The sequence below is a fragment of the Oryzobacter telluris genome (genome assembly GCF_043099285.1).
GTDB lineage: Bacteria > Actinomycetota > Actinomycetes > Actinomycetales > Dermatophilaceae > Oryzobacter > Oryzobacter telluris.
The window spans coordinates 2,066,693-2,090,308 of sequence record NZ_CP170723.1; the positions used below are offsets into that span (position 1 = coordinate 2,066,693).

Sequence of the window (23,616 nt, forward strand, 5' to 3'; positions counted from 1 at the left end):
AGCGGCGGAGAAGGAGCAGCCATGAGCAGCAACGACAGGACCACCGAGGCGCCTCGCGGCGACGCCCCCCAGGACGACGGCAGCACCAAGGCGTTCGACCAGCGCATCCACGAGGACGAGCGACTCGCCCGTGAGGACCGCCTCCACCGCGACCCCCGCGACGAGACCACCGACGACGTCGCCGACGGTGCGGCCGCCGGCCCGCTCGACCGCCGGTCGGTCGTCGCCGCGGAGCGCGAGCGCTTCGGCGGGGTCAAGCTCGGGTCGGCCTTCTTCGGCTGGCTGACCGCGATGGGCACCGCCGTCATCCTCACCGCGCTGCTCGCCGCCGCCGGTACGGCCGTCGGCATCTCCAACGCCGCCACCGTCTCCGAGGTCGCCGCGGACACCGTGGGCGACCCCGCCACCGTCGGCGTGCTCGGCGCCGTGGCGCTGGCCCTCGTCGTCTTCCTCGCCTACTACTGCGGCGGGTACGTCGCCGGCCGGATGGCGCGCTTCGACGGCGCCCGTCAGGGCGTGGCCGTGTGGGCCTGGGCCGTCGTCGTCGCCGTCGTGGTCGCCGTGCTCGGCGCCGTGGCCGGGGACCAGTACAACGTGCTCGCTCGCCTCGACGGCTTCCCGCGCGTCCCGGTCGGCGAGGGCGACATCACCACCGTCGGCATCATCGCGGTCGTCGTCGTGCTCGTGACGAGCCTGCTCGGCGCCATCCTCGGTGGGCTCGCCGGCATGCGCTTCCACCGCCGCGTCGACCGCGCGGGCCTGGGCGACTGACCGCCCGGAACCGCCGATGACGAAGGGCCCGTGACGACTGTCGTCACGGGCCCTTCGTCGTGCGGTGCGTCAGCGGCGCGCGCCGGCCTTCTCCGCCTTGCCGCCCTTGCCCTTGGGTGCCTGCTCCTCGGTGGCCTGCGCCTCGACGGGCTCGTCGGTGGCCCCGGCGTCGGCGGAGGCGTCCGCGTCGTCCTCGGTCCCGTCCTCGGTCATCCCGTCGGTGACCTCCACGGACTCCTCGACGGCCTCCTCGGTGGGGGCCTCGTCCTGCGGCTCGTCGGCCGGGGCCTCGTCGTGCGCCTCGGGCTGCGCCGCCGCCTCGGGCTCGGCCGCCTCGACGAGGGCGCCCAGCGCGGCGCCGCCACCGAGGGTCGCGAGCATGTTGCGCACGTTGGACAGCTGCGCGGTGATGCTGTCGCGGCGGGCGGTGGCCGCGGCGAGCTCGCGCTCGGAGTCGCGGCGCACCCGCTCGGCCTGCTCCTTGGCCGACCCGACGAGCTGGGCGGCCTCGGTGCGGGCGGCCTCCAGCAGGCGGGCGGACTCCTCGCCGCGCGAGGTGCGCTCCTCCTCGGCCTCGCGGGCCAGCAGGTCGGCGCGCTCCTGCACCGCGGCGAGGGCCTGGTCCTGCTTGGCCATCTGCGCGGTGAACTCGGCCGAGGACTTCTCGCGCCGGTCGCCGAGCGTGCGCTCGAAGTCGGCGGCCTGCGCCGCGGCGGTGGCGCGCTGCTTCTCGAAGTACGCCTCGGCCTCCTCACGGCGGGCCGCGGCCTCGCGGGCGGCGTCGTCGATGATCGAGTCGGCCTCCTGCTTCGCCCTGGTCACCGTCTGCGTGGCGGCGACGTCGGCGCGCGAGCGGACGTCCTCGGCGTAGCGGTCGGCCTCGCTGCGCACGTGCGCCGCCGCCTCCTCGGCGAGGCGGCGGTGCTCGTCGACCTCGGAGGTGGCGGCCTGGCGGATGGAGGTGGCCTCCTCGTCGGCGAGACCGAGCATCGCGCCGATCCGCTCGCCGAGGTCGGCGAAGGTCGGGCTGGACACCTTGCGGGCCTGCTGCTCGAGGTCGGCGGCGCGGGCCCGCTCGGTCTCGAGCTGGCGCAGCAGCGCGTCGTGCGACTGGCGCAGCTTGGTCAGCTCGACGCTGCCGGCCGCGGCCTCCTGGCGAGCCGCCTCGGCGGCCTGCTGGAGGGCGCCGAGGTGGTGGTCGACCTGGGCGGGGTCGTAGCCGCGGAAGACGGTGGGAAACTCCGGCTGGTTCATCAGTTCTCCTGGGCAGGGGAGGGGGTGGGGGACGAGGTCTCGGGGGCGGAGGCCTCGGGGACGGAGAGGGCGTCGATGACGCCGGAGAGGTTGCCGAGCTGGGCGGTGATGGCGTCGCGGCGCGCAGCGAGTGTATGCACCTCGGCGCGGGCCCGCTCGACCGCGGCCTGGGCCTCGGCGCGGACCGCGTCGGCCCGGTCGCGGGCGTCCTCGGACTGGCGCACGATCTCGGCGCGGGCGGCGCGGTGCGCCTCGTGCGCCTCGCGCTGCATCCGCTCGACGTCGTCGGCGGCACGCTCCCGGACGAGGCGGGCGCCCTGCTCGGCCTCGGCGACCCGGCGCTCGGCCCGCTCGCGGGACTCGTCCTCGCGGGCGCGGGCGTCGGCGAGGAGGCGCTCGGCCTCGCGCTGGGCGGCCTCGCGGGTGCGCTCGGCGTCGGCGAGGGCCTCGGCGAGCACCGACTCGGCCTGCTCGCGCATCCGGACCGACTCGGACTCGGCCTCGGCGAGGCGGTCGCGGCTGCGGGTGGTGGCGCTGCCGAGGACCGCCTGGGCGCGGTGGCGGTGCACCCGGGAGCGCTCGGCGAGGTCCTGGTGGTGGGCACGCGCGCGGGCCAGGGCGTCGGCCTCGGCGCGCTCGAGGATCTCGCGCACCGTCCCCTGGGCCCACGCGAGGTGGGCCTGGGCGCTGGCGAGCACGCTCTCGGACTCGGCGGTGGCGTCGGCGACCAGGCCGGCGGCCTCGTCGCGGGCGGCCTGCAGCGCCTCGGCCGCGCTGGTGTTGGTGCGCTCCTCGTGGGCGGTCAGCTCGCGCAGCCGCGCCGCGACCTCCTGCTCGGCTCCGCTGCGGTGGTCCTGCGCGTAGTCCTCGGTCTCGCGCCGCAGCCGGGCGAGGTCGGCGAGGGTGGCCTCGCGCAGGGAGGACAGCTCGGCGGCGTGGGCGTCGTGCTCGCGGCCCCACCGCTCCTGGTTGGCGTGCTCCTCCTCGGCGAGGCGCGTCATCGTGCTCTCGTGCTCGAGCCGGGCGCGCTCGAGGACCTCGTCGGCGCGGGCCTGCGCCTCGGCGAGGCGCTCCTCGGCCTGCTCCTCGGCCAGGGCCACGGCCTCGTCGCTGGCCTTGGTGGCGCGCGCCCGCAGGAGCGAGGCCTGGTCGGCGGCGTCGGCGAGCATGAGCTCGACCTCGGCGCGGGTCTCCTCGAGGCGGCGCTGGGCGTCCTCGCGATGGGTGGACAGGGTGGCCCGGATCTCCTCGAGCTCGTGGCTCGCCTCCTGCGACTCACCGCGCAGCCGGGCCGCCTCGGCGCGGGCCTCGGTGACCTCGCGGTTGGCGTCGGCCCGCAGCTGGTCGGCGAGGGTCTGGGCCCGTGTCAGCAGCCCGAGGGCCTCGTCGACCGGGCTCACCGAGGACGGCGGCGGGGCAGGGGTCGTCGGAGAAGGAGCAGGGGGCGCGTCGGCGCGCACGTCGCCCGCCGTCGCCTCGCGCGTGGACCCGTCAGACACGGGCCCCATGATCGCAGACGGGGCGCGATGAGGGTGGACGGAGTCCGGTCGGCCGACGTCGGGACGGTAGATTGTCGGGCGGACCGCGGCCGGGAAGGCGCGGTCGTCCCGTTCACCGAAGGAGATCCGCGTGTCCGCACGCCTGTTCACGTCCGAGTCGGTCACCGAGGGTCACCCCGACAAGATCTGTGACCAGATCTCGGACTCGATCCTCGACGCGATGCTCGCGCAGGACCCCCGCAGCCGTGTCGCCGTCGAGACGATGGTCACCACCGGGCTGGTCCACGTGGCCGGCGAGGTCACCACCGAGGCCTACGTCGAGATCCCGACGATCGTCCGCGAGACGGTCCTCGGCATCGGCTACGACAGCTCGACCAAGGGCTTCGACGGCGCCTCGTGCGGCGTCGAGGTGTCGATCGGGCAGCAGAGCCCGGACATCGCGCAGGGCGTCGACACGGCGTTCGAGAACCGCAGCGGCGGCGTCGACCCCCGCGACAAGCAGGGCGCCGGCGACCAGGGCCTGATGTTCGGCTACGCCTGCGACGACACCCCCGAGCTCATGCCGCTGCCGATCTTCCTCGCGCACCGCCTGGCCGAGCGCCTCACCGAGGTCCGCAAGACCGGCGAGCTGTCCTACCTGCGCCCCGACGGCAAGACCCAGGTCACCATCGCCTACGAGGGCGACCGCGCCGTCTCCCTCGACGCCGTGGTGCTCTCCAGCCAGCACGCCGAGGACATCTCCCTCGACGGCATGCTCGAGCCCGACGTCCGCTCGCACGTCATCGAGCCGGTCCTCGCGGGCCTGGCCGACTCGGGCACCCAGCTCGACACGAGCAGCTACCGCGCCTACATCAACCCCACCGGGAAGTTCGTCATCGGTGGCCCGATGGGCGACGCCGGCCTCACCGGCCGCAAGATCATCGTCGACACCTACGGCGGCATGGCCCGCCACGGCGGCGGCGCCTTCTCGGGCAAGGACCCCTCGAAGGTCGACCGCTCCGCCGCGTACGCCACCCGCTGGGTCGCCAAGAACGTCGTCGCCGCGGGCCTGGCCCGCCGCTGCGAGGTCCAGGTCGCCTACGCGATCGGCGTCTCCAAGCCGGTCGGCCTCTACGTCGAGACCTTCGGCACCGAGACCGTCCCGGCCGAGAAGATCCAGGCCGCGATCCTGTCGACCTTCGACCTGCGCCCGGCCGCCATCCTCGAGGAGCTCGACCTCCTGCGCCCGATCTACAAGGCGACCGCGGCCTACGGCCACTTCGGCCGCACCACCGTCGACGGTGTCGAGAACCCGTTCACCTGGGAGCGCACCGACCGCGTCGAGGCGCTGCAGCGGGCCGTCAACGGCTGACCGCCGCGTCGTCCACAGGTGGAGCCCACCGACCCTCGCCGGGTCGGTGGGCTCCGCTAGGTTCGGGGCCGTGACGCAGGAGCCGGAGGGGGAGGAGGCCGAGCAGCTGACCCTCCTCACGCCGCGGGCCGCGGCCCGGCGGCCCCGCCGGCTGGCGGGGGAGGACCCCACGTCCGAGACGCTGCCGGTCGCGCTCGTCCAGGTCGACACCGGCCTGGCCCACCTCGACCGGCCCTTCGAGTACCTCGTGCCCACGTCGATGGCCGAGGGGGCCGTCCCCGGGGCACGGGTGCGGGTGCGCTTCGCCGGGCAGGACCTCGACGGGTTCGTCCTCGACCGGCGCGAGGCCGCCGAGCACACCGGCCGGCTGGCGCCGCTGCGGCGGGTGGTGTCGGGGGAGGCGGTGCTGACCCCGGACGTGCTCGCGGCGGCGCGCGAGGTCGCCGACCGTTACGCCGGCACCCTCGGCGACGTCCTGCGCCTGGCGGTGCCCCCGCGACACGCCGCCGCCGAGAAGGCCCTCGTGGTCGAGGCACCCGAGCGCGAGCCGCTGCCCGAGCGGGAGCCCGCGGCGTGGGACCCCTACCCGGCGGGGTCGGCCTTCCTGTCCCGGGTGCGCGAGGGCGGCGACCCGCGGGCGTCCGTCCTCGTGGTCCCCGGACACGCGGGCCGCGACTGGCCGGTGCTGCTCGCCGAGGCCGCGCGGGCCGCGGTCGAGGGAGGGCGTGGGGCGGTCCTCGTCGTCCCCGACCACCGCGATGTCGTCCGCGTCGAGGCCGCGCTGGTCGAGGTGCTCGGGAAGGGCCGGGCCACCCGGCTCACCGCCGACCAGGGGCCGCAGGCGCGGTACACCGCCTTCCTCAAGACGCTGCGCGGGCACGTCGACGTCGTCATCGGCACGCGAGCGGCCGCCTTCGCCCCCGTCCACGACCTCGGGCTCGTCGCCTGGTGGGACGACGGCGACGACCTCCTCGACGAACCGCGCGCGCCGTACCCGCACGTGCGCGAGGTGCTGCTCGCGCGCTCGCGGGCCGAGGGTGCTGCGGCGCTGGCTGCCGGGCACACGAGGTCGGTGGCGGTGGCCGAGAGCGTCGAGCGGGGCGTCCTCGCCGCGGTGGAGGCGCCACGCACCGCGGTGCGTGCGGCCGTGCCGTCCGTGCGGGTGGCCGGCGAGGGACACGACGCCGACCGCGACCCGGCCGTCGCCGCGGCGCACCTGCCCTCGGTCGCCTGGCGCACGGCCAAGGAGGCCCTGACGCACGGACCCGTGCTCGTGCAGGTGCCGCGGCGCGGGTACCTCCCGGCGCTGTCCTGCCAGACCTGCCGCCGTCCGGCCCGGTGCCGCGCCTGTGCCGGCCCCCTCGGGCTCCCCGGACCGCAGGGGCCTCCGGGCTGCCGCTGGTGTGGTCGGGTCGAGACCGCGTTCTCGTGCCCGTCCTGCGGTGACGTGCGGCTGCGGTCGTCGGTGGTCGGGGCACGCCGCACGGCGGAGGAGCTGGGTCGGGCGTTCCCCGGGGTGCCGGTCGAGCGGTCGGGGGCGGGCGTCGTCCTCGAGGCGGCGGGCCCCGGGGCGCGGCTCGTCGTCTCCACGCCCGGCGCCGAGCCCGTGGCCCCGGACGGGTACGCCGCCGCCCTCCTCCTCGACGCGTGGGCCCTGCTCGAACGGCCCACCCTGACTGCGGGGGAGGAGACGCTGCGCCGGTGGACCGCCGCTGCCGCGTTGGTCCGTCCGGCGTCGGAGGGCGGGCGGGTCGTCCTGGCGGGGGCGCCCACCGACGTCTCGGTGCCCGCGGTCGAGGCGCTGGTGCGCTGGGACCCGGCGTGGTTCGCCGGGCGCGAGCTCGCCGAGCGGCGCGAGCTCTCGCTGCCCCCCACGGCGCGGATGGCGGTCCTCACCGGGTCCCGGGCCGGGCTGGAGGCCGCCGTGGCCGAGCTCTCGCTGCCGCCGTCGGGGACCGTCCTCGGGCCGCTGCCCCACGGGACGCGGGGCTCGGAGGAGCGGTGGCGCCTCATCGTCACGGTGCAGCCGGGCGAGGGGCAAGAGCTCTCCCGCGAGCTGGCCGCCCTGCGCGCGCGGGCCTCGGCCCGCAAGGACCCCGACCCGGTCACGGTCCGGGTCGACCCGCCCGACCCGACGACCTGAGGGCGCGCCGGAGACCGGGTCAGCTGCGTCCGTGCTCGGCCTCGAGCAGCTCGTAGACCCGGGTCAGCACGCGGCGCATCGTCGCGAAGTCCTCCACGCCGACCTCCCGGGCGAACCGCTCCTCGGACTCGCGGATGTGGCGGTAGCCGCCGGCGGCCACCTCCCGGCCGGCGGGGGTGTACCGCACGAGCTTGGCCCGGCGGTCGTCCGGGTCGGGGACCATCTCCACGTAGCCGAGGGCCTCCATGTCGCGCAGCAGCTCGCCCATCGACTGGCGCGTCATCCCGTACCGGGCGGCCATGTCGGCCGCACGAGTCCCACCGGGCTGGAGCGTCGCGAACACGGCGTTGTGGGCGGGCTTGATCCCCGGGTGCCCGGCCCGGTGCGCCTGGGCGACCATGTCGGCCTGCAGGGCGCGATCGGCCCGCCAGGCGAGCGCGATGAGGGGCTTGAAGTCCGGTTGACCGAGATCCCTTGACATCTGTAAGGAATCCTTCCATTATTCCGACAGGAATCCTTACAGTATCAGGAGGAGCCGTGGACGCCCAGCAGTACCGCCCCCTCGTCACCGCCCTGTTCCCGTCGCGCTCGTCGTCGGCGGCGCGTCCCAGGGGAGTGGCCCTCGAGCAGGAGCTCGTCACCGCCGACGCCCGCACCGGTGCCGTGGTCGAGGTCGGCCGGCTCCTGGAGGCCACCCGCGGTGCGTCGTACGCGGAGTACCTCTCGGTCGAACCGGGGGGCCAGGTCGAGCTGAGCGTCCCCGTGGCGTCCGGGCCTGCGGCCCTCGTCCGTTCCGTGCTGGCCGACCTCGCCGCCCTGCGCGCCGACTGCGGCCGGGCCGGCATCGTCCTCGTGGCGGCGCCGGTCGATGTTCGTGAGGAGGAGGTGCCGCTCCAGCTGAGGTCGCCGCGCTACCTCGCGATGGCCGAGCACTTCGACCGCATCGGTCCCGCCGGCCGGGTGATGATGCGGCGCACCGCGTCGACGCAGGTGTGCGTCGACTGGTCCGACGGGTCGCGCGGCGTCGAGCAGTGGCGGGTCCTCAACCTCGCTGCACCCTTCCTCGCCGCGGCGTTCGCCCGGCGAACCGGACCGGGCTCGCGCCTCGCCACCTGGCTCGAGGTCGACCCGTCGCGCACCGCCTTCGACGGCCGGCTGCTCGTCGGCCGGTGCCCCGTGGCCGCGTACGCCGACTTCGCCGCGGGCGCGACGCCCTTCGTCGAGGAGGGCGCGGCCCACCTCACGACCCTCTTCCCGCCCGTCCGGCCGCGCGGCCGGTACCTCGAGGTGCGCTTCCCCGACGTGCAGGAGGACGACGCGATCGGCCGCCTCGTGAGCTCCGTCGCGGCCCTCGTCCTCGACGACGCGGTCCGCGGCGAGGCACTCCGGCGGCTCGAGGGCGAGGCGGGTCGGCTCGAGCGGCACTGGGTCGACGCCGCGCACGGTGACGGCGACGCCGCCGCCCGGGGTCACGCGCTCGTCGCCCTCGCCCTGGGCGCGCCCGCCGCCTCGGCGTCGCTGCGGGGTGCGGCATGACCGCCGTGCTGTTCGTCACCGACCCGCTCGAGACCCTGCTCGCCGACATCGACGCGACCATCGGCCTCATGGTCGCGGCCCGCGAGCACGGGGCCGAGGTGTGGGCCTGCGAGCCCGAGGACCTCTCGGTCGACGGCGGGCGGGTGCTCGCACGGTCCCGACGACTCGACCTCGCCCACCGGACCCGGGGGAGCGACCACCGGTGGCAGGTGGACGGGCCGTGGTTCGCCGAGGTCGAGCGGCGCACCCTCGACGTCGCGGCCGACGTCGAGGTGACGCTGCTGCGCATCGACCCACCGGTCGACGCCCGCTACCTCCACACGACCTACCTCCTGGACCACGTCGAGGCGTGCGGTGGCCGCGTCGCCAACCGGCCCGCCGGCATCCGCGCGCTCCACGAGAAGCTCGTCACCCTGCAGCTCGCGCACCTGTGCCCCGAGACGGTGGTCACCGCCGACCCGCGGCGGGTGCGGGAGCTCGTCGCGCGCCGGGGTGCGGCGGTGGTCAAGCCGGTCGACGGCTTCGCCGGGCTCGACGTCTGGCTCGTCCGGGACGACGACGCCGCGACCTCGCTGCTGGAGTCGGCGACCCGCGGTGGCCGGCGCCACGTCATCGCGCAGGAGTACCTCGCCGACGTCGAGCACGGCAACAAGCGGCTCTTCCTCCTCGACGGCGAGATCGCCGGGGCGGTGCTGCGACGCCCCGCTCCGGGGGACTTCCGCATCGGCGCGCCGGTCGCCGCCGCGGAGGTGGACGAGGCGGACCTCGCCATCGCCGCCGCCCTCGGACCGCTGCTCGCGGCGAACGGCATCGCCCTCGCCGGCGTCGACGTGATCGCCGGGCGGCTCATCGAGGTCAACGTCACCTGCCCCGGTGGCATGCACAAGACCGACGCCCTGTTGGGCACCGACCTCAGCGGCGCGACCGTGCGCCGTCTGCTCCTCCACGAAAGGACCCCGTCATGGACCTGAGCCTGCACCTCGGCGCCAGCACCGTCGTCAGCATCGCCCTCCTCGGCATCCTGCTGTTCCTCCTCGGCGCCAACGTCACGCGCCACCGCGCCCAGCGCGGCGGCACCGGCAACCAGATGCCCACGGACCCGGCCGACCGGATGTTCATCGCCATCCGCGCCCACGGCAACGCGACCGAGTACGTACCGACGCTCATCGTGCTGCTGCTCGTGTGCGACGTCCTCGCCGACGGGTGGTGGGTGGCCGCGCTCGCCGTGGCGGCCTTCGTGTCCCGCCTCCTGCACGCCGTGGGGATGCTCACCTCGGCGACCCTGGCCTCGCACGGCCCGCTCCGGGACATCGGGGCGATGGGGACCTACGTCACGGGTGTGGCCCTCGGCGTCACCGCCATCGTCGCCGGCGTCTGACGGCCTGCGGGCCGCCACCTAGACTCCCGGGCGTGAGTGTCACGCCCATCCGCCTCTTCGGCGACCCCGTCCTGCGGACCCCCGCCGACCCGGTCACCGACTTCGATGCCGAGCTGCGCCGCCTCGTCGCGGACCTCACCGACACCATGCTCGACGCCGGCGGAGCGGGCCTCGCGGCCCCCCAGATCGGCGTCGGGATGCGGGTCTTCACCTACCACGTCGACGGCGTCGTCGGGCACCTCGTCAACCCCGACCTCACCCTCGGCGACGAGGAGGAGGTGGGTCCCGAGGGGTGCCTGTCGTTCCCCGGACTGCGCTTCGACACCCCGCGCTCGCTGCAGGTCGTCGCCCGCGGCTGGTCGATGCACGGCGAGCCGGTCACCATCGAGGGCACCGCCCTGCTGGCCCGCGCCGTGCAGCACGAGACCGACCACCTCGACGGCGTCCTGTTCGTCGACCGGCTCGACCCCGAGCAGCGCCGCGAGGCGATGCGCCTGGTCCGCGAGGCCGACTGGGGCGGCGCCACCCCCGCCGTCAAGGTCAGCCCCCACGCCGACGCGTTCGGGAGGCGCTGAGTGCGCCTCGTGTTCGCCGGCACCCCCGGGACCGCCGTCCCCGCGCTGCGGGCCCTCCTCGGGTCGCGCCACGAGGTCGTCGCGGTCGTGACGCGCCCCGACGCACGCTCGGGGCGGGGCCGCACCCTCCGGCCCTCACCCGTGAAGGACGTCGCGACCGAGGCCGGCATCGAGGTACTCACCCCCTCTACGCCGCGCGACCCGGACTTCCTGACCCGCCTCCAGGCCCTCGAGCCCGACTGCTGCCCGGTCGTCGCGTACGGCGCCCTCGTGCCGCGCGCGGCCCTCGACGTCCCGGCCCACGGGTGGGTCAACCTGCACTTCTCGCTGCTGCCGGCGTGGCGCGGTGCCGCGCCGGTGCAGCGCGCCCTCATGGCCGGCGACGACGTCACCGGGGCGACGACCTTCGTCCTCGAGGAGGGGCTCGACACCGGACCGGTCCTCGGCACCCTCACCGAGACGGTGCGGCCCGACGACACCTCCGGCACGCTCCTCGACCGCCTCGCCCTCGCCGGCGCCGGCCTGCTCGTGGCCACCCTCGACGGCCTCGAGGAGGGCACCCTCCAGGGCGTCCCGCAGCCCGCTGACGGGGTCAGCCACGCGCCCAAGCTCACGACCGAGGAGGCACGGGTCCGGTGGGACCTGCCCGCCCACGTCGTCGACCGCCACGTCCGCGGCTGCACCCCGGCCCCGGGCGCCTGGACCACCTACCGCGGGGAGCGGCTCAAGGTCGGCCCGCTCGGCCCCCGCCCCGTCCTCCCCGACGACCTCGGCCCGCTCGCCCCCGGCACGCTCCACGTCACCAAGCGCGCCGTCCTCGTCGGCACGGCGTCCGGCCCGGTCGAGCTGCGCGAGGTCGGCCCCCTCGGCAAGCGCCCGATGCCGGCCGCCGACTGGGCCCGCGGGGCCCGCACCACGACAGGAGAGCGCCTCGATGGCTGACCGTCCCGACCGGCGACCCGGCGGCGACCGCCGCGGACCCCGCCAGCGCAGCGTCACCACCCCCTCGCAGCGGACCCGCCGCGCCGAGCCCACGAGGTTCGCCGCCTACACGCTGCTGCGCGCCGTCGCCGAGGGCGGCTACGCCAACCTCGAGCTGCCCGGCATCCTGCGCCGTCACCACGTCGAGGGCCGCGACGCCGCCTTCGTCACCGAGCTGGCCTTCGGCACGATCCGCTGGCAGGGCTTCTACGACGCGGTCATCGCGGATGCCGCGGGCCGTCCCACCGAGCGCATCGACCCCCAGGTCCTCGACGTCCTGCGCCTCGGCGCCCACCAGCTCCTCGGGATGCGGGTGGCCACCCACGCCGCCGCCGACCAGACCGTGGGCCTGTCCAAGGTCGTCGCGGGGGCCGGCGCGGGCGGCTTCGTCAACGCCGTGATGCGCCGGGTCAGCGAGCGCACGCCGGAGGAGTGGCAGGACGCCGTCGTCCCGGAGGGCGGAGGAGCCGCCGCGCTCGCGGTGCGGCACAGCCATCCCGAGTGGGTCGTCACCGCCCTGCGCGCGGCCCTCCTCAGCCACGGCCGCGCCACCGCCGAGACCGTGGACGCCGAGCTCGAGGCGCTCCTCGAGGCCGACAACGAGCCACCGCGCGTCCACCTCGTCGCACGCCCCGGCCTCAGCACCGTCGACGAGCTGGTCGACGCGGCGGACGCCGAGCCGAGCACGCTCTCGCCCCTGGGGGCCGTGCTCCACGCCGGCGACCCCGGCGCCGTGTCGGCCGTGCGCCAGGGCCGTGCGTCGGTGCAGGACGAGGGCTCCCAGCTCCTCGCCCTCGCCCTCGCCGCGGCCGAGGTCGGTCCCGACGTGCCGAACCGCTGGCTCGACCTGTGCGCCGGTCCCGGTGGCAAGGCAGGGGTCCTCGGAGCTCTGGCCGTGGCCGATGGTGCCGACCTCACTGCGGTCGAGGTCAGCCAGCACCGGGCCGAGCTCGTGCGCTCGACGCTCGGCGCGCTGGGCCGGCACGCGTCATCGCTCGGCCGCTCCATCGACGTGCGCACCGCCGACGGGCGCGAGGTGGGCGAGGACGAGCCGGCGGCCTATGCCCGGGTGCTCGTCGACGCCCCGTGCACCGGTCTCGGGGCGCTGCGTCGGCGGCCCGAGGCGCGCTGGCGGCGCCAGCCGTCCGACGTCGCCGGCCTGGCCCCGCTCCAGCGGGCGCTGCTCGCCTCGGCCCTGGATGCCGTGGCCCCCGGCGGCGTCGTCGGGTACGCCACCTGCAGCCCGCACATCGCCGAGACCCGGTTCGTCGTGGGCGACGTCCTCAAGAAGCGCGACGACATCGAGGTGGTCGACGCGCGACCGCTCTTCACGGACGCCTCCGGTGCGCCGGTCGCCGACCTCGGCGACGGCCCCTACGTGCAGCTCTGGCCGCACGTGCACGGCACCGACGCGATGTTCCTCGCGGTCCTGAGGAAGAAGGCGTGAGCACCCCTCGCTAGGGTCGTGCCGTGCAGATCTCCCCGTCGATCCTGTCCGCCGACTTCGCCAACCTCGAGCGCGAGCTCGGCGCCATCGCGAACGCCGACTGGGCGCACGTCGACGTCATGGACAACCACTTCGTCCCCAACCTCACGCTCGGCCTGCCGGTCGTCGAGGCACTGCTCAAGGTGTCGCCCATCCCCATCGACTGCCACCTGATGATCGACGAGCCCGACCGCTGGGCGCCCTCGTACGCCGAGGCCGGCGCGAAGTCGGTGACGTTCCACATCGAGGCGGTGCGTGACGCGGTCGCCACGGCCCGCGCCATCCGCTCGGCCGGCGCCCGCGCCGCCTTCGCGGTCAAGCCGGGCACCGACTTCGCGCCCTACGAGGACCTCCTCCCCGAGGTCGACATGGTCCTCGTGATGACGGTCGAGCCGGGGTTCGGCGGGCAGTCGTTCATGGCCGACCAGATGCCCAAGGTGCGCCAGGTGCGCGAGGCCGTGAAGCGGTACGGCGGCGAGGTGTGGATCCAGGTCGACGGGGGCGTCTCGGCCGACACCATCGAGCAGTGCGCCGAGGCCGGGGCCGACGTCTTCGTCGCGGGGTCGGCGGTCTACGGCAAGGAGTCGGCGGCCGCGGCGGTCGACGACCTGCGCGCCCTCGCCGCCGCGCACGCCCACGGCTGAGGTGGTGCGTCCGTGACCTCGCTCGTCGAGCGGCTCGCCGGCCTGGGCGGGTACGCGGCCGACCTCGACCTCACCGAGGGGCTCGCGCCCGGGGAGGTGCTGGCGGGGGTCGAGCTGGAGGGGTGCCGCCTCGACGGCTGCGTGCTGGAGAAGGCGGTGCTGCGCGAGTGCCGGTTCACCGACTGCACGTTCACCGGGTGCAACCTGTCGATGGCCGACCTCGTCGGGTCGCGCTTCACCGACTGCCGGTTCGTCGAGTGCAAGGCCCTCGCGGTGGCGTGGGGCCGCGCCGACGCCGCACCCTTGTCGACCCGCCCGTGGGAGATGGAGCGCTGCCGGCTCGACCTCGGGTCGTTCCGCGACGCGGAGGTCGCCGGATCGCGCTTCGTCGAGTGCTCGATGCGCGAGGCCGACCTCGGCGGGGCCGACCTCAAGCGCGCCGAGCTCCTCGGCTGCGACCTCACCGGCGCGACCGTGGCGGGCACCGACCTGCGCGAGGCCTCGCTCGTCGGCTCGTACGGGTACGCGTTCGACCCCGCCGAGAACCGGGTGCGCGGCCTGCGCCTCGACGCGGCGGCCGCCGGCGGCATCCTGCGCGCCATCGGCCTCGTCGTCGACCCCTGACCGGCTGGTTCGAGGTATTCCGCCGGTCTCACACGCTGCCGCAATACCTCGAATCCGGGTGAGCCCCACTGGGTCGAGGTGATATCCGACCCTGTGCTGGTCGCGTTTCACCTCGAACCAGCTTCCAGCGGGGTGGGGTTCTCAAGCGCCTGGACGGGGAGGAGGGTCCCTCCTGCCGCTGCCTGCGTCACCTCTCGGTTCGAGGTATTCGGCCGGTGCGACGGACCGGCCGAATACCTCGAACCCCGGTGAGCGCGCGGATTCGAGGTGATAACTGACCCTGGGAAGGTCGCGTTTCACCTCGAATCCCGCTGAGCCCGAATGGGTTGAGGTGATATCCGACCCTGTGCTGGTCGCGTTTCACCTCGACCCGATCGACGGGTGGGGCGACGGCGGGAGGAGGTGACGTCATCCCAGCCGTCGTTGACCCGACCCAGTCGGAAGGTGGGACGACGGCAGGAATGGCCACATCCCCAGGCCGCTCACACTCCGGGCAGGACGACCTCGTCGTCGACGCCGCGGATGTCGACCGAGAAGCCCCGCCCGACGAAGTCGCCGTCGAGGTGCTCGACGTGCACGCACACCCCGGTCGCGACGTCGAGGCCCACGAGGTGGCGATCGAGGTAGACGCCGGACTCCGGAGGCGGCCCGGGGGTGGCCCCGCGCTCGACGGCTTCGAGGTCCGTGCTGGCCCGACCGAACAGCAGCGGGCAGCAGGAACACCGCGGTTCGTACCCGTACCGGGCGGACACCTCGGCCCACCACGTGTCGCGCCCGTGCCGCCGCCCGGTGTCGAGCCGGTGGAGGAGCACGGCCTGCGGACGCGGCGTCCCCACCGCCCACGAGCCGTCCTCGGGGGGTGACGCGTCGGCCAGCTCGACAGGGTCGAGCATGGCGACGAACTCGTAGTCCCGCCACATGGGGTCACCGCCCATCGGCTCGTGGGGGCGCACGGCCACGAGCCCGTCGGCGTCGAGGTCCACCTCGACCTCGCTGGCGTACGGCAGCTCGACGGTCGCGGACGGCCGCGAACCGGCTCCGAGGTACATCCGGGTCACCGTCTGTCGCGGGTACGTGGTGTCGTGGAGCCGCCCGTCGGCGCCGATGACGACGACCCGGTCGGGGCGCACCACCGTGGCCCGCACCGCGTGCTCCGGCCCGTGCAGCGGTCGGCGGTGGAGGTCGAACGACAGGGCCCGCCAGCGCCACGGGCTGGAGCGGGCCAGGGCGCGGAAGGAGTTCTCGGTGAGCACGGGCACGGCACCATGGGAGCACCAGGCGAGCCGGGGCGCCACGGAGTTTCCCCACCGGGTGTGGTCGATCGCACGCCGGATGCTCATGGCCAGCCCCGGCGCACCGGGTGCATACTGGCCGGGTACGTGCTCCGGGGTCGGTGTAATTCCGAACCGGTGGTGACAGTCCACGACCCGACCGCAGCCAGCGGCCGGTTGACTCGGTGAAACTCCGGGACCGACGGTGAAAGTCCGGATGGGAGGCAGCACGTGTCGGCGACAGCCCTCGGCCGTCGTCGGCGGCCGATGCGACGGCGTACCCCTCGGGGTACCCGTCTCCACGCCGGCCATCCGCCCGGAGCCCGACCGTTGTTGACCGGTTCGAGGCACGAGGGCAGGACCCATGGACGAGCACACCGCGCTGATGCAGCGGGCGCTCGATGCTGCCCGCCTGGGACCGGAGTCCGACCCCAACCCCCGCGTCGGGTGCGTCGTCACCGACCGCGGCGGCCGCGTCATCGGCATCGGCCACCACCGCGGCGCCGGCACCCCGCACGCGGAGGTCGACGCCCTGGCCCGGGCCGGCGAGGCCGCGCGCGGCGGCACGGCCCTGGTCACCCTCGAGCCGTGCGACCACACCGGCCGCACCGGCCCCTGCACCGACGCGCTCCTCGCCGCCGGCGTCGCCCGCGTCCGGTACGCCGTCGCCGATCCCGACCCGACCGCCGCCGGGGGAGCAGCCCACCTGGGCGCTGCCGGTGTCGACGTGGCCGAGGTCGCCGACCCGGCCGTCCGCGCGGAGGCCGAGGCGCTCAACGCCACCTGGCTCCACGCCCGACGCACCGGGCGCCCGTTCGTCACGTGGAAGACCGCCACCACCCTCGACGGCCGCACCGCCGCCCCCGACGGCACCAGCCGCTGGATCACCGGAGCAGAGGCCCGCGCCGACGTCCACGCCCTGCGCTCGCGCGTCGGGGCGGTCCTCGTGGGCACGGGCACCGCCCTGGCCGACGACCCGGCCCTCACCGTGCGCGACGCCGACGGCCACCCCGCCGCCCACCAGCCCTGGCGCGTCGTCGCCGGCACCCGCGCCCTCCCCGAGGACGCCCGCCTCCTCGACGACAGCGCGCCCACCCTCGTCGTCGCCTCCCGCGACCCGCGCGAGGTCCTCGACGCCCTGGTGGAGCGCGGGGTGCACCACCTCCTCCTCGAGGGCGGCGCCACCCTCGCCGCGGCCTTCCTGCGCGCGGGCCTGGTCGACGAGGTCGTCGCCTACGTCGCCCCGACCCTCCTGGGTGCCGGTCCGTCGGCCGTGGGCGACCTGGGCATCGGCACCATCGCCGACGCCCTCCACCTGGAGACCACCGACGTCACCGTCCTCGGCGGCGACGTCCGGATCACGGCCCGCCCCGTCCGCCCTCACCCCACCGACAGGAGCTGACGTGTTCACCGGCATCGTCGAGGAGCTCGGCACCGTCACCGCCCTGGAGCACGGCGCCGACTCCGCGCGCCTCACCGTCCGCGGCCCCCTCGTGACCTCCGACGCGACCCACGGCGCGTCCATCGCCGTCAACGGCGTCTGCCTCACCGTCACCGAGCACGGCGGCGGCGACTTCACCGTCGACGTCATGGCCGAGACCCTGCGCCGCTCCAGCCTGGGCGTGCTGCGCCCCGGCGACCCGGTCAACCTCGAGCGCGCGATGGCCGCGTCCTCCCGCTTCGGCGGGCACGTCGTGCAGGGCCACGTCGACGGCACCGCGACCATCACGGCGCGCGAGCCGGGGGAGCGGTGGGAGGTCGTGCGGTTCACCCTGCCGCCCGACCTCGCCCCCTACCTCGTCGAGAAGGGCTCGATCACCGTCGACGGCGTCTCGCTCACCGTGGTCGACGTCGATGACGACGCCTTCTCCGTCTCCCTCATCCCCACCACCCTCGACCTCACGACGCTCGGCACCAAGGCCGTGGGCGACCCCGTGAACCTCGAGGTCGACGTGCTGGCCAAGTACGTCGAACGGCTCCTCGCCACCCGCTTCGCGACGACCCAGGAGGCCACCGCATGAGCGCCCCCACCCGCCTCGCCACCGTCGAGGACGCCCTCGCCGCGCTGCGCGAGGGCCGTCCCGTCCTCGTCGTCGACGACGCCGACCGCGAGAACGAGGGCGACGTCGTCCTCGCCGCGCAGACCCTCACCGAGCAGTGGACCGCGTGGGCGGTCCGCCACACCTCGGGCTACCTCTGCGCCCCGGTGACCGAGGAGGTCGCCGACCGGCTCGACCTGCCCCTGATGGTCGCCGACAACCGCGACCCGCTGACGACCGCCTACACCGTCACCGTCGACGCCGCCGTCGGGGTCACCACGGGCATCTCCGCCGCCGACCGGACCCGCACCGCCCGCGTCCTCGCCGACCCGATGACGACCGCCGCCGACCTGCGCCGCCCCGGGCACCTCGTGCCCCTGCGGGCCCGCGACGGCGGCGTGCTCGTCCGACCCGGGCACACCGAGGCCGCCGTCGACCTGTGCCGCCTCGCCGGGCTCGCTCCCGTCGGCGTCATCGGCGAGCTCGTCGAGGACGACGGCTCGATGACGCGCCTGCCCGGAGTCCTCCAGCTGGGGCAGCGGGAGGGCCTGCCGGTCCTCACCATCGCCGACCTCGTCGCCTGGCGGCAGCGGCACGACCGCGTCGAGCGGGTCGCCGAGACCGTGCTGCCCACCCGCCACGGGCAGTTCCGCACCCTCGCCTACCGCGACCGGATCACCGGCGACGAGCACCTCGCCCTGGTCAGCCCGCGCGGTGTGCCGCACTCGGCATCCCTCGTGCGGGTGCACTCCGAGTGCCTCACCGGCGACGTCCTGGGCTCGCAGCGCTGCGACTGCGGCCCGCAGCTCGAGCGCTCGCTCGAGCGGGTGGCCGCCGAGGGCGGCGTCGTCGTCTACCTGCGTGGCCACGAGGGGCGCGGCGTCGGCCTCGCCGAGAAGCTGCGGGCCTACGCCCTCCAGGACGGCGGGCTCGACACCGTCGACGCCCAGGTCGAGCTCGGCCTGCCGGTCGACGCCCGCGACTACGTGGCCGCGGCCGGCATCCTCGCCGACCTCGAGGTCGACGGCATCCGGCTGCTGACGAACAACCCCGCCAAGGTCGAGGGCCTGCGCCGCCACGGCGTCGAGGTCACGGCCGTGGAGCGGCTGCGCACCGCCCTCCATCCCGCGAACGCCGACTACCTGCGGACCAAGCGTGACCGCCTGGGCCACGACCTCGTCCTCGACGCCGCCGACACCGGCACCTCCGCCTGACCCCCCAACCCCTCCCAGAGGAGCACCCAGAATGAGTGGATCCGGAGCCCCGGCCGTCGTGGCCGACGGGCACGGGCTGCGCGTGGCCGTCGTGGCCGCGTCGTGGCACGACGAGGTCATGAGCGGCCTCCTCGACGGCGCGCTGCGCGCCCTGACCGAGGCCGGTGTCGAGGACCCCCTCGTCGTGCGCGTCCCCGGCACCGTCGAGCTGAGCGTCGCGTGCGCACGCCTCGCCCCGACCCACGACGCGCTCGTCGCGCTCGGGGTCGTCGTGCGCGGCGGCACCCCGCACTTCGACTACGTCTGCCAGAGCGCGACCGTCGGCCTCACCGAGGTCGCGGTGACCACCGGTGTGCCGGTCGGCTTCGGTGTCCTGACCTGTGACGACGACGCCCAGGCGCGCGACCGTTCGGGCCTGCCCGGCTCCCATGAGGACAAGGGCCACGAGGCCGCGAGCGCCGCCGTCGCCACGGCCGTGACGCTCCGGGACCTCGCGCCGCGCCGCCTCGACGCCGTGGTGGTGCCGGCATGAACGCGCTGCGCGAGCTGCTGGCCTGGATCCAGCACGAGTCGATCACCGTGGCCGGGCACCCCCTGCCGTGGATCGAGATCGTCGGCAACGTCTTCGGCTTCGCCTCGGCCATCCTCGGGATGCGTCGCAAGGTGTGGGCCTGGCCGGTCGGCATCGTCGGGAACCTGCTCCTCTTCCTCATCTTCGTCTCCGCGACGTTCGACGAGGGCGCCCGCACCCCGCTGTTCGGGCAGGCCGGGCGCCAGGTCTTCTTCATCATCACGAGCCTGTACGGCTGGTACCGCTGGGACCAGCACCGCAAGGCCCGCCTCGCCGCCGGGGCCTCCACCGACACCCCCGCCATCACCCCGCGCTGGGCCACCGTCCGCGAGCGGGTCGGCTACGTCCTGTCGTGGGTCGCGCTCGTCCTCGTGGCCCAGTGGGCGCTGGCGTCGATCGGCGCGGCGTGGCCCGCGCCGCGCTGGTACTTCTGGTGCGACGCCTGGATCCTCGTCGGCTCGATGATGGCGACCTACGCGATGGCGCGCGGCTGGAACGACTTCTGGCTGATGTGGATCGCGGTCGACCTCGTCGGCGTCCCGCTCCTCTGGCACAGCGAGTACTACCCGACGGCCGTGCTCTACGCGGTCTACGGCGGGCTCGTTCTGTACGGCTTCACCGTCTGGCTGCGCGCGTCCCGCGCGGAGGCCCCCGACGAGGTCGTCGAGTCCGGTGCGACCGGTTCCGCGGAGGAACCGGTGCGCACCCCCTGATCCCGCCCGGGCGGGTCTGCCACCCCTCCGGCGGGCCCGCCCGGTCGGCCACCTCGGCCGAGCGGGGTGGACGGCCCGTCGGTGTCGACGGGCGGCCTCATAGACTTCAGCCTCGTGAAGACCTTCGACTCGCTGTTCGCCGAGCTCACCGAGAAGGCACGGACCCGCCCCGAGGGGTCGGGGACCGTCGCCGCGCTCGACGCCGGCGTCCATGCGATCGGCAAGAAGATCGTGGAGGAGGCCGCCGAGGTCTGGATGGCGGCCGAGCACGAGGGGCGCGAGCGCACCGCCGAGGAGGTCAGCCAGCTGCTGTACCACCTCCAGGTGCTGATGATCGCCGCCGACCTCACCCCTGACGACGTCTACCGCCACCTCTGAGCCGAGGACCTGACCATGCTGCGCATCGCCGTCCCGAACAAGGGATCGCTGTCCGAGCCCGCCGCCGCCATGCTGCGCGAGGCCGGCTACCGCACCCGCCGCGACCCCAAGGAGCTCGTGGTCGCCGACCCCGACAACGGGGTCGAGCTGTTCTACCTCCGCCCCCGTGACATCGCCGTCTACGTCGGCTCCGGCACCGTCGACTGCGGCATCACCGGTCGCGACCTCCTCCTCGACTCCGGCTCGGCCGCCGTCGAGCTCATGGGGCTGGGCTTCGGCTCCTCGACCTTCCGGTACGCCGCGCGCCCCGGCACCGCCTCGGCCCTGGCCGACATCGGGGGCCACCGGGTGGCCACCAGCTACCCGGGCCTGGTGGAGAAGCACCTCGCCGACCACGGCGTCGTCGCGTCGGTGACCCGCCTCGACGGCGCGGTCGAGACCGCCATCACCCTCGGGGTCGCCGACGTCATCGCCGACGTCGTCGAGACCGGTGCCACGCTGCGCTCCCAGGGCCTCGAGGTCTTCGGCGAGCCGATCCTGCGCAGCGAGGCCGTGCTGGTCCGCCGCGAGGGCAGCGAGGAGAAGGCCGGCGTGGAGGTGCTGCGCCGCCGCCTGCTCGGCGTCATCACCGCGCGCCACTACGTGATGCTCGACTACGACGTCCCCGTGGCCCTCGTCGACGGCGCCTGCGCCATCACGCCGGGGCTCGAGTCACCCACCGTCTCGCCGCTGCAGAACCCCGACTGGGTCGCCGTGCGGGCGATGGTGCCGCGGGCCGGGACCAACGCGGTCATGGACGAGCTCTACGACCTCGGCGCACGCGCCATCCTCGTCACCGACATCGCCGCCTGCCGCTTGTGACCCCCGAGGGGGTCGCTCCCGACGCCCCGTTCCGTCCGCGCCGCGGGCGGGTCATGCCGCTGGTGATGGCGACGGCCTCGGTCGTCGTGTGCGTCGTGTCGGCGCTGCTGCTCGGCCAGACCCGTGAGTGGGGTCCCGGCGACCAGCTGGGTCTCGTGGCGCTGGGGGTGGCGATCGCCGGCTTCCTGCTGCGCTACGCCACGATCCGCGCGGTGCCCGATGGCGAGGGGCTCACCGTGCGCAACCTCGTCGTCACCCGGCGGGTGGCGTGGGCCGACGTGGTCGAGGTGCGCTTCCCCGATGGCGCGCCGTGGGTGTCGCTCGACCTCACCGACGACGACGAGCTGGCCGTCATGGCGATCCAGCGGGCCGACGGCGCCGTGGGGCGCGCGGAGGCGCGCCGCCTCGCTGGTCTCGTCGACCGGTCGCGCGGCTCAGGCCCCCACGCGGGGCAGTGACGGCCGCAGCCGCACCGACACCACGAGCTGCGGCAGCATGACGAGCGCGAGCAGGGCCCACACGGGGCCGAAGCCGCCGGTGACGTCCTCCACCGCGCCGGAGGCCGCCGGGCCGAACGCGGCCACCGAGTAGCTGACGAGGAAGCACATCGCCGTGAGGCGTCCGCTGTCGCGCGAGGTGACGGCGTACCGGACGAGCAGGCCCAGGCCGAGCGCGAAGGCCGCCCCCTGCCCGGCGCCGAGGAGGAGGGCCCACAGCCACGGCGCGGCCTCGGGTGCCAGCCAGACCCCGACCTCGCCCGACCCGCCGAGGACACCGGCGGCGACGAGGAGCACGCGCGGGTCGGGGACGCGGTCGAGCAGCGTGGGCGCGACGAGGCCGGACACGAGCTGGGCGCCGGTGAACACGGCCATGAGCAGCCCCGCGTCGCGGGCGGTCCAGCCGTGCGACTCGTAGGTGGGCGCGAGCCACGCGAGCGAGGAGTAGAACTGCCACGACTGCGCCGTGAGGTAGGCCGCGAGCAGCCACGCGGTGAGGCTGGACCAGGGGAGGGCGTGCGAGCCGTCGGCCTCGTCGTCGGGCGTCGCCGTCCGGACCCGGATGCCGCGGCGCACCGCGACCCAGGTGAGCAGGGCGACCCCGGCCAGCGGCACCCACGACCGCATCGAGGCGGCCCAGCCGCCCAAGGTGTCGGCGAGCGGGACGGCGCCGGCCGACGCGAGGGCCGCGGCACCCATCATCGAGCACATGGTCAGGCCGGTGCCCAGGCCCGAGCGGTGCGCGGGGAAGACCGCCTTGACGACACCGGGCAGCAGCGTGCCCGCCAGGGCGATGCCGGTGCCGGCCACGAAGGTGCCCGCGTAGAGGGCGGCGACCGAGGTGTCGCCGAGGCTGCGCAGCGCCAGCCCGACGAGGATCGCGCCGAGACCGCCGGCGATGGCGCCCGACGGGCCGACGCGGCGGGCGACCTGGACGGCCACCGGGGCGAGGAGCCCCATGAGCAGCACCGGCAGCGTGGTGAGCACGCCCATCGCCAGGCTCGACAGGCCGAGGTCGTCGCGCACCGCCTCGGCGAGCGGCGGGAGGGAGGCCATGAGGGTCCGCAGGTTCGCCGCCACGAGGACGATCGCCGCGACGAGGGTCCAGCGCGGGGCGGGGGAGGCGGGCGCGGTCACCGACCCGATGCTGCCACGCCGTCGGGCGCTCCTGCCGTCGGGGCCACGCGTGACGAAAACCCGTTGCGCGGGAGCCCTGCCGGGAGGTCGGGTGGGGCCACGCCACCGGACCACGGGAGAGACCCATGACGAGCCCGCCCCTGCCCACCCCGACGCTGCACACCTCGCGCCTGCGACTGCGTCCCTTCGAGGAGGCGGACTCCGACGACCTGTTCGCGCTGCAGAGCGACGCCACGGTCCTGCGTTACTGGGACTCCCCGCCGTGGACCGACCGGGCCCGGGCGGACCTCTTCGTCACGCAGAGCCGCGAGCTGGCGGAGGAGGGCCTCGGGGCACGGCTGGCCGTGGAGCGCGCGGCCGACGGGGCCTTCATCGGGTGGTGCACCCTCAACAGCTGGAACCCGGTCTTCCGCAGCGCCTCGCTGGGGTACTGCTTCGGGGAGGCGGTGTGGGGCAACGGGTTCGCCACGGAGGCCGCGCGCGCCGTGCTCGAGTGGGCCTACGACACGCTCGACCTCAACCGGGTGCAGGCCGAGGCCGACACCCGTAACATCGCCTCGGCGCGGGTGCTGGAGAAGCTCGGCTTCGTGCGGGAGGGGACGCTGCGCGAGGACTGCGTGGTCGAGGGCGTCGTGTCCGACTCGTGGGTCTACGGGCTGCTGCGGCGGGACTGGCGGCCACCGAGCGGGTGAG

25 protein-coding genes and 1 riboswitch are annotated in these 23,616 nt (G+C 75.2%); of the genes, 20 read left to right on the forward strand and 5 right to left on the reverse strand.

The window, feature by feature from the left end; all coding sequences use genetic code 11:
* Positions 1-21: 21 nt before the first annotated feature.
* Positions 22-771 (forward strand): hypothetical protein, encoded by a 750-nt coding sequence (locus ACFLFB_RS09415; RefSeq protein WP_392541912.1) that lies wholly within the window; start codon positions 22-24, stop codon positions 769-771.
* Positions 772-840: 69 nt separating this feature from the next.
* Here the strand turns inward: ACFLFB_RS09415 and ACFLFB_RS09420 are convergent, their stop codons facing one another.
* The gene (locus ACFLFB_RS09420; RefSeq protein WP_392541913.1) at positions 841-2,025 is read right to left on the reverse strand and encodes a hypothetical protein; all 1,185 of its coding nucleotides are present in this window, start codon (positions 2,023-2,025) and stop codon (positions 841-843) included.
* Positions 2,025-3,524 (reverse strand): hypothetical protein, encoded by a 1,500-nt coding sequence (locus tag ACFLFB_RS09425; RefSeq protein ID WP_392541914.1) that lies wholly within the window; start codon positions 3,522-3,524, stop codon positions 2,025-2,027. The genes ACFLFB_RS09420 and ACFLFB_RS09425 overlap by 1 nt, the downstream gene beginning before the upstream one ends.
* A gap of 130 nt (positions 3,525-3,654) precedes the next feature.
* Between ACFLFB_RS09425 and metK the strand changes: the two genes are divergently transcribed.
* Positions 3,655-4,875, forward strand: a complete 1,221-nt coding sequence (metK, locus tag ACFLFB_RS09430) for a methionine adenosyltransferase (protein WP_392541915.1) — start codon at positions 3,655-3,657, stop codon at positions 4,873-4,875.
* 70 nt (positions 4,876-4,945) lie between these two features.
* Positions 4,946-7,018, forward strand: a complete 2,073-nt coding sequence (locus ACFLFB_RS09435) for a primosome assembly protein PriA (protein ID WP_392541916.1) — start codon at positions 4,946-4,948, stop codon at positions 7,016-7,018.
* A gap of 19 nt (positions 7,019-7,037) precedes the next feature.
* On the opposite strand, the gene ACFLFB_RS09440 is transcribed toward ACFLFB_RS09435, so the two are convergent.
* Positions 7,038-7,499: a MarR family winged helix-turn-helix transcriptional regulator gene (locus tag ACFLFB_RS09440; RefSeq protein WP_392541917.1), complete on the reverse strand. Its 462-nt coding sequence runs from the start codon at positions 7,497-7,499 to the stop codon at positions 7,038-7,040.
* A gap of 56 nt (positions 7,500-7,555) precedes the next feature.
* Between ACFLFB_RS09440 and ACFLFB_RS09445 the strand changes: the two genes are divergently transcribed.
* From ACFLFB_RS09445 to ACFLFB_RS09480, 8 genes are read left to right on the forward strand one after another with little or no spacing between them, the layout of a single operon-like run.
* The gene (locus tag ACFLFB_RS09445; protein WP_392541918.1) at positions 7,556-8,554 is read left to right on the forward strand and encodes a glutamate-cysteine ligase family protein; all 999 of its coding nucleotides are present in this window, start codon (positions 7,556-7,558) and stop codon (positions 8,552-8,554) included.
* Complete coding sequence (locus ACFLFB_RS09450; protein ID WP_392541919.1) at positions 8,551-9,525, forward strand: hypothetical protein; 975 nt, start codon at positions 8,551-8,553, stop codon at positions 9,523-9,525. The genes ACFLFB_RS09445 and ACFLFB_RS09450 overlap by 4 nt, the downstream gene beginning before the upstream one ends.
* The gene (locus ACFLFB_RS09455) at positions 9,516-9,932 is read left to right on the forward strand and encodes an MAPEG family protein (protein WP_392541920.1); all 417 of its coding nucleotides are present in this window, start codon (positions 9,516-9,518) and stop codon (positions 9,930-9,932) included. Before ACFLFB_RS09450 ends, ACFLFB_RS09455 begins: the two co-directional genes overlap by 10 nt.
* Before the next feature lie 32 nt (positions 9,933-9,964).
* Entirely contained in the window at positions 9,965-10,507 is a 543-nt protein-coding gene (gene def, locus ACFLFB_RS09460; RefSeq protein WP_392541921.1) for a peptide deformylase, read from the forward strand.
* A complete protein-coding gene (gene fmt, locus ACFLFB_RS09465) occupies positions 10,508-11,449 on the forward strand; it encodes a methionyl-tRNA formyltransferase (RefSeq protein ID WP_392541922.1) in 942 nt (313 codons plus the stop codon). It begins immediately after the preceding gene.
* A complete protein-coding gene (locus ACFLFB_RS09470; RefSeq protein ID WP_392541923.1) occupies positions 11,442-12,935 on the forward strand; it encodes an RsmB/NOP family class I SAM-dependent RNA methyltransferase in 1,494 nt (497 codons plus the stop codon). The genes fmt and ACFLFB_RS09470 overlap by 8 nt, the downstream gene beginning before the upstream one ends.
* Before the next feature lie 23 nt (positions 12,936-12,958).
* Positions 12,959-13,618 (forward strand): ribulose-phosphate 3-epimerase, encoded by a 660-nt coding sequence (rpe, locus tag ACFLFB_RS09475; protein ID WP_392541924.1) that lies wholly within the window; start codon positions 12,959-12,961, stop codon positions 13,616-13,618.
* A 12-nt stretch (positions 13,619-13,630) separates the two neighbouring features.
* A complete protein-coding gene (locus ACFLFB_RS09480) occupies positions 13,631-14,242 on the forward strand; it encodes a pentapeptide repeat-containing protein (protein ID WP_392541925.1) in 612 nt (203 codons plus the stop codon).
* A 482-nt stretch (positions 14,243-14,724) separates the two neighbouring features.
* On the opposite strand, the gene ACFLFB_RS09485 is transcribed toward ACFLFB_RS09480, so the two are convergent.
* Entirely contained in the window at positions 14,725-15,501 is a 777-nt protein-coding gene (locus ACFLFB_RS09485) for a hypothetical protein (RefSeq protein WP_392541926.1), read from the reverse strand.
* Positions 15,502-15,617: 116 nt separating this feature from the next.
* A riboswitch (FMN riboswitch) is annotated at positions 15,618-15,748 on the forward strand.
* Positions 15,749-15,877: 129 nt separating this feature from the next.
* On the opposite strand from ACFLFB_RS09485, the gene ribD reads away from it, so the two are divergent.
* The 8 genes from ribD to ACFLFB_RS09525 all read left to right on the forward strand — a co-directional run bounded on the left by ribD (position 15,878) and on the right by ACFLFB_RS09525 (position 21,747).
* On the forward strand, positions 15,878-16,915 hold the full coding sequence (ribD, locus tag ACFLFB_RS09490; RefSeq protein WP_392541927.1) for a bifunctional diaminohydroxyphosphoribosylaminopyrimidine deaminase/5-amino-6-(5-phosphoribosylamino)uracil reductase RibD: 1,038 nt from the start codon (positions 15,878-15,880) through the stop codon (positions 16,913-16,915).
* 1 nt (position 16,916) lies between these two features.
* A complete protein-coding gene (locus ACFLFB_RS09495) occupies positions 16,917-17,534 on the forward strand; it encodes a riboflavin synthase (protein ID WP_392541928.1) in 618 nt (205 codons plus the stop codon).
* A complete protein-coding gene (gene ribB, locus ACFLFB_RS09500; protein WP_392541929.1) occupies positions 17,531-18,766 on the forward strand; it encodes a 3,4-dihydroxy-2-butanone-4-phosphate synthase in 1,236 nt (411 codons plus the stop codon). The genes ACFLFB_RS09495 and ribB overlap by 4 nt, the downstream gene beginning before the upstream one ends.
* 31 nt (positions 18,767-18,797) lie before the next feature.
* Positions 18,798-19,298: a 6,7-dimethyl-8-ribityllumazine synthase gene (ribH, locus tag ACFLFB_RS09505; protein WP_392541930.1), complete on the forward strand. Its 501-nt coding sequence runs from the start codon at positions 18,798-18,800 to the stop codon at positions 19,296-19,298.
* A complete protein-coding gene (gene pnuC / locus ACFLFB_RS09510) occupies positions 19,295-20,050 on the forward strand; it encodes a nicotinamide riboside transporter PnuC (RefSeq protein ID WP_392541931.1) in 756 nt (251 codons plus the stop codon). The genes ribH and pnuC overlap by 4 nt, the downstream gene beginning before the upstream one ends.
* A gap of 114 nt (positions 20,051-20,164) precedes the next feature.
* Positions 20,165-20,428 carry a phosphoribosyl-ATP diphosphatase gene (locus tag ACFLFB_RS09515; RefSeq protein ID WP_392541932.1) on the forward strand — a complete coding sequence of 88 codons (264 nt, stop codon included), beginning with the start codon at positions 20,165-20,167 and terminating at the stop codon, positions 20,426-20,428.
* A gap of 15 nt (positions 20,429-20,443) precedes the next feature.
* Positions 20,444-21,289: an ATP phosphoribosyltransferase gene (hisG, locus tag ACFLFB_RS09520; protein WP_392541933.1), complete on the forward strand. Its 846-nt coding sequence runs from the start codon at positions 20,444-20,446 to the stop codon at positions 21,287-21,289.
* A complete protein-coding gene (locus tag ACFLFB_RS09525; protein ID WP_392541934.1) occupies positions 21,286-21,747 on the forward strand; it encodes a PH domain-containing protein in 462 nt (153 codons plus the stop codon). The genes hisG and ACFLFB_RS09525 overlap by 4 nt, the downstream gene beginning before the upstream one ends.
* Here ACFLFB_RS09525 and ACFLFB_RS09530 read toward each other — a convergent pair.
* Positions 21,724-22,923, reverse strand: coding sequence for a CynX/NimT family MFS transporter (locus tag ACFLFB_RS09530; protein WP_392541935.1), 1,200 nt, complete (start codon positions 22,921-22,923; stop codon positions 21,724-21,726). The two genes, ACFLFB_RS09525 and ACFLFB_RS09530, sit on opposite strands and share 24 nt — an antisense overlap.
* Before the next feature lie 125 nt (positions 22,924-23,048).
* Here ACFLFB_RS09530 and ACFLFB_RS09535 point away from each other — a divergent pair, with 125 nt between their 5' ends.
* Positions 23,049-23,615, forward strand: a complete 567-nt coding sequence (locus ACFLFB_RS09535; RefSeq protein WP_392541936.1) for a GNAT family N-acetyltransferase — start codon at positions 23,049-23,051, stop codon at positions 23,613-23,615.
* Position 23,616 lies beyond the last annotated feature (1 nt).

What these genes read in the sequence shown, in the direction of transcription:
- ACFLFB_RS09440 (WP_392541917.1), bottom strand. Translation starts at nt 7,499, where the DNA reads ATGTCAAGGGATCTCGGTCAACCGGACTTCAAGCCCCTCATCGCGCTC.
- ribD (WP_392541927.1), top strand. Translation starts at nt 15,878, where the DNA reads ATGGACGAGCACACCGCGCTGATGCAGCGGGCGCTCGATGCTGCCCGC.
- ACFLFB_RS09415 (WP_392541912.1), top strand. Translation starts at nt 22, where the DNA reads ATGAGCAGCAACGACAGGACCACCGAGGCGCCTCGCGGCGACGCCCCC.
- pnuC (WP_392541931.1), top strand. Translation starts at nt 19,295, where the DNA reads ATGAACGCGCTGCGCGAGCTGCTGGCCTGGATCCAGCACGAGTCGATC.
- ribH (WP_392541930.1), top strand. Translation starts at nt 18,798, where the DNA reads ATGAGTGGATCCGGAGCCCCGGCCGTCGTGGCCGACGGGCACGGGCTG.
- ACFLFB_RS09420 (WP_392541913.1), bottom strand. Translation starts at nt 2,025, where the DNA reads ATGAACCAGCCGGAGTTTCCCACCGTCTTCCGCGGCTACGACCCCGCC.
- hisG (WP_392541933.1), top strand. Translation starts at nt 20,444, where the DNA reads ATGCTGCGCATCGCCGTCCCGAACAAGGGATCGCTGTCCGAGCCCGCC.
- ACFLFB_RS09470 (WP_392541923.1), top strand. Translation starts at nt 11,442, where the DNA reads ATGGCTGACCGTCCCGACCGGCGACCCGGCGGCGACCGCCGCGGACCC.
- ACFLFB_RS09535 (WP_392541936.1), top strand. Translation starts at nt 23,049, where the DNA reads ATGACGAGCCCGCCCCTGCCCACCCCGACGCTGCACACCTCGCGCCTG.
- ACFLFB_RS09450 (WP_392541919.1), top strand. Translation starts at nt 8,551, where the DNA reads ATGACCGCCGTGCTGTTCGTCACCGACCCGCTCGAGACCCTGCTCGCC.
- ACFLFB_RS09455 (WP_392541920.1), top strand. Translation starts at nt 9,516, where the DNA reads ATGGACCTGAGCCTGCACCTCGGCGCCAGCACCGTCGTCAGCATCGCC.
- ribB (WP_392541929.1), top strand. Translation starts at nt 17,531, where the DNA reads ATGAGCGCCCCCACCCGCCTCGCCACCGTCGAGGACGCCCTCGCCGCG.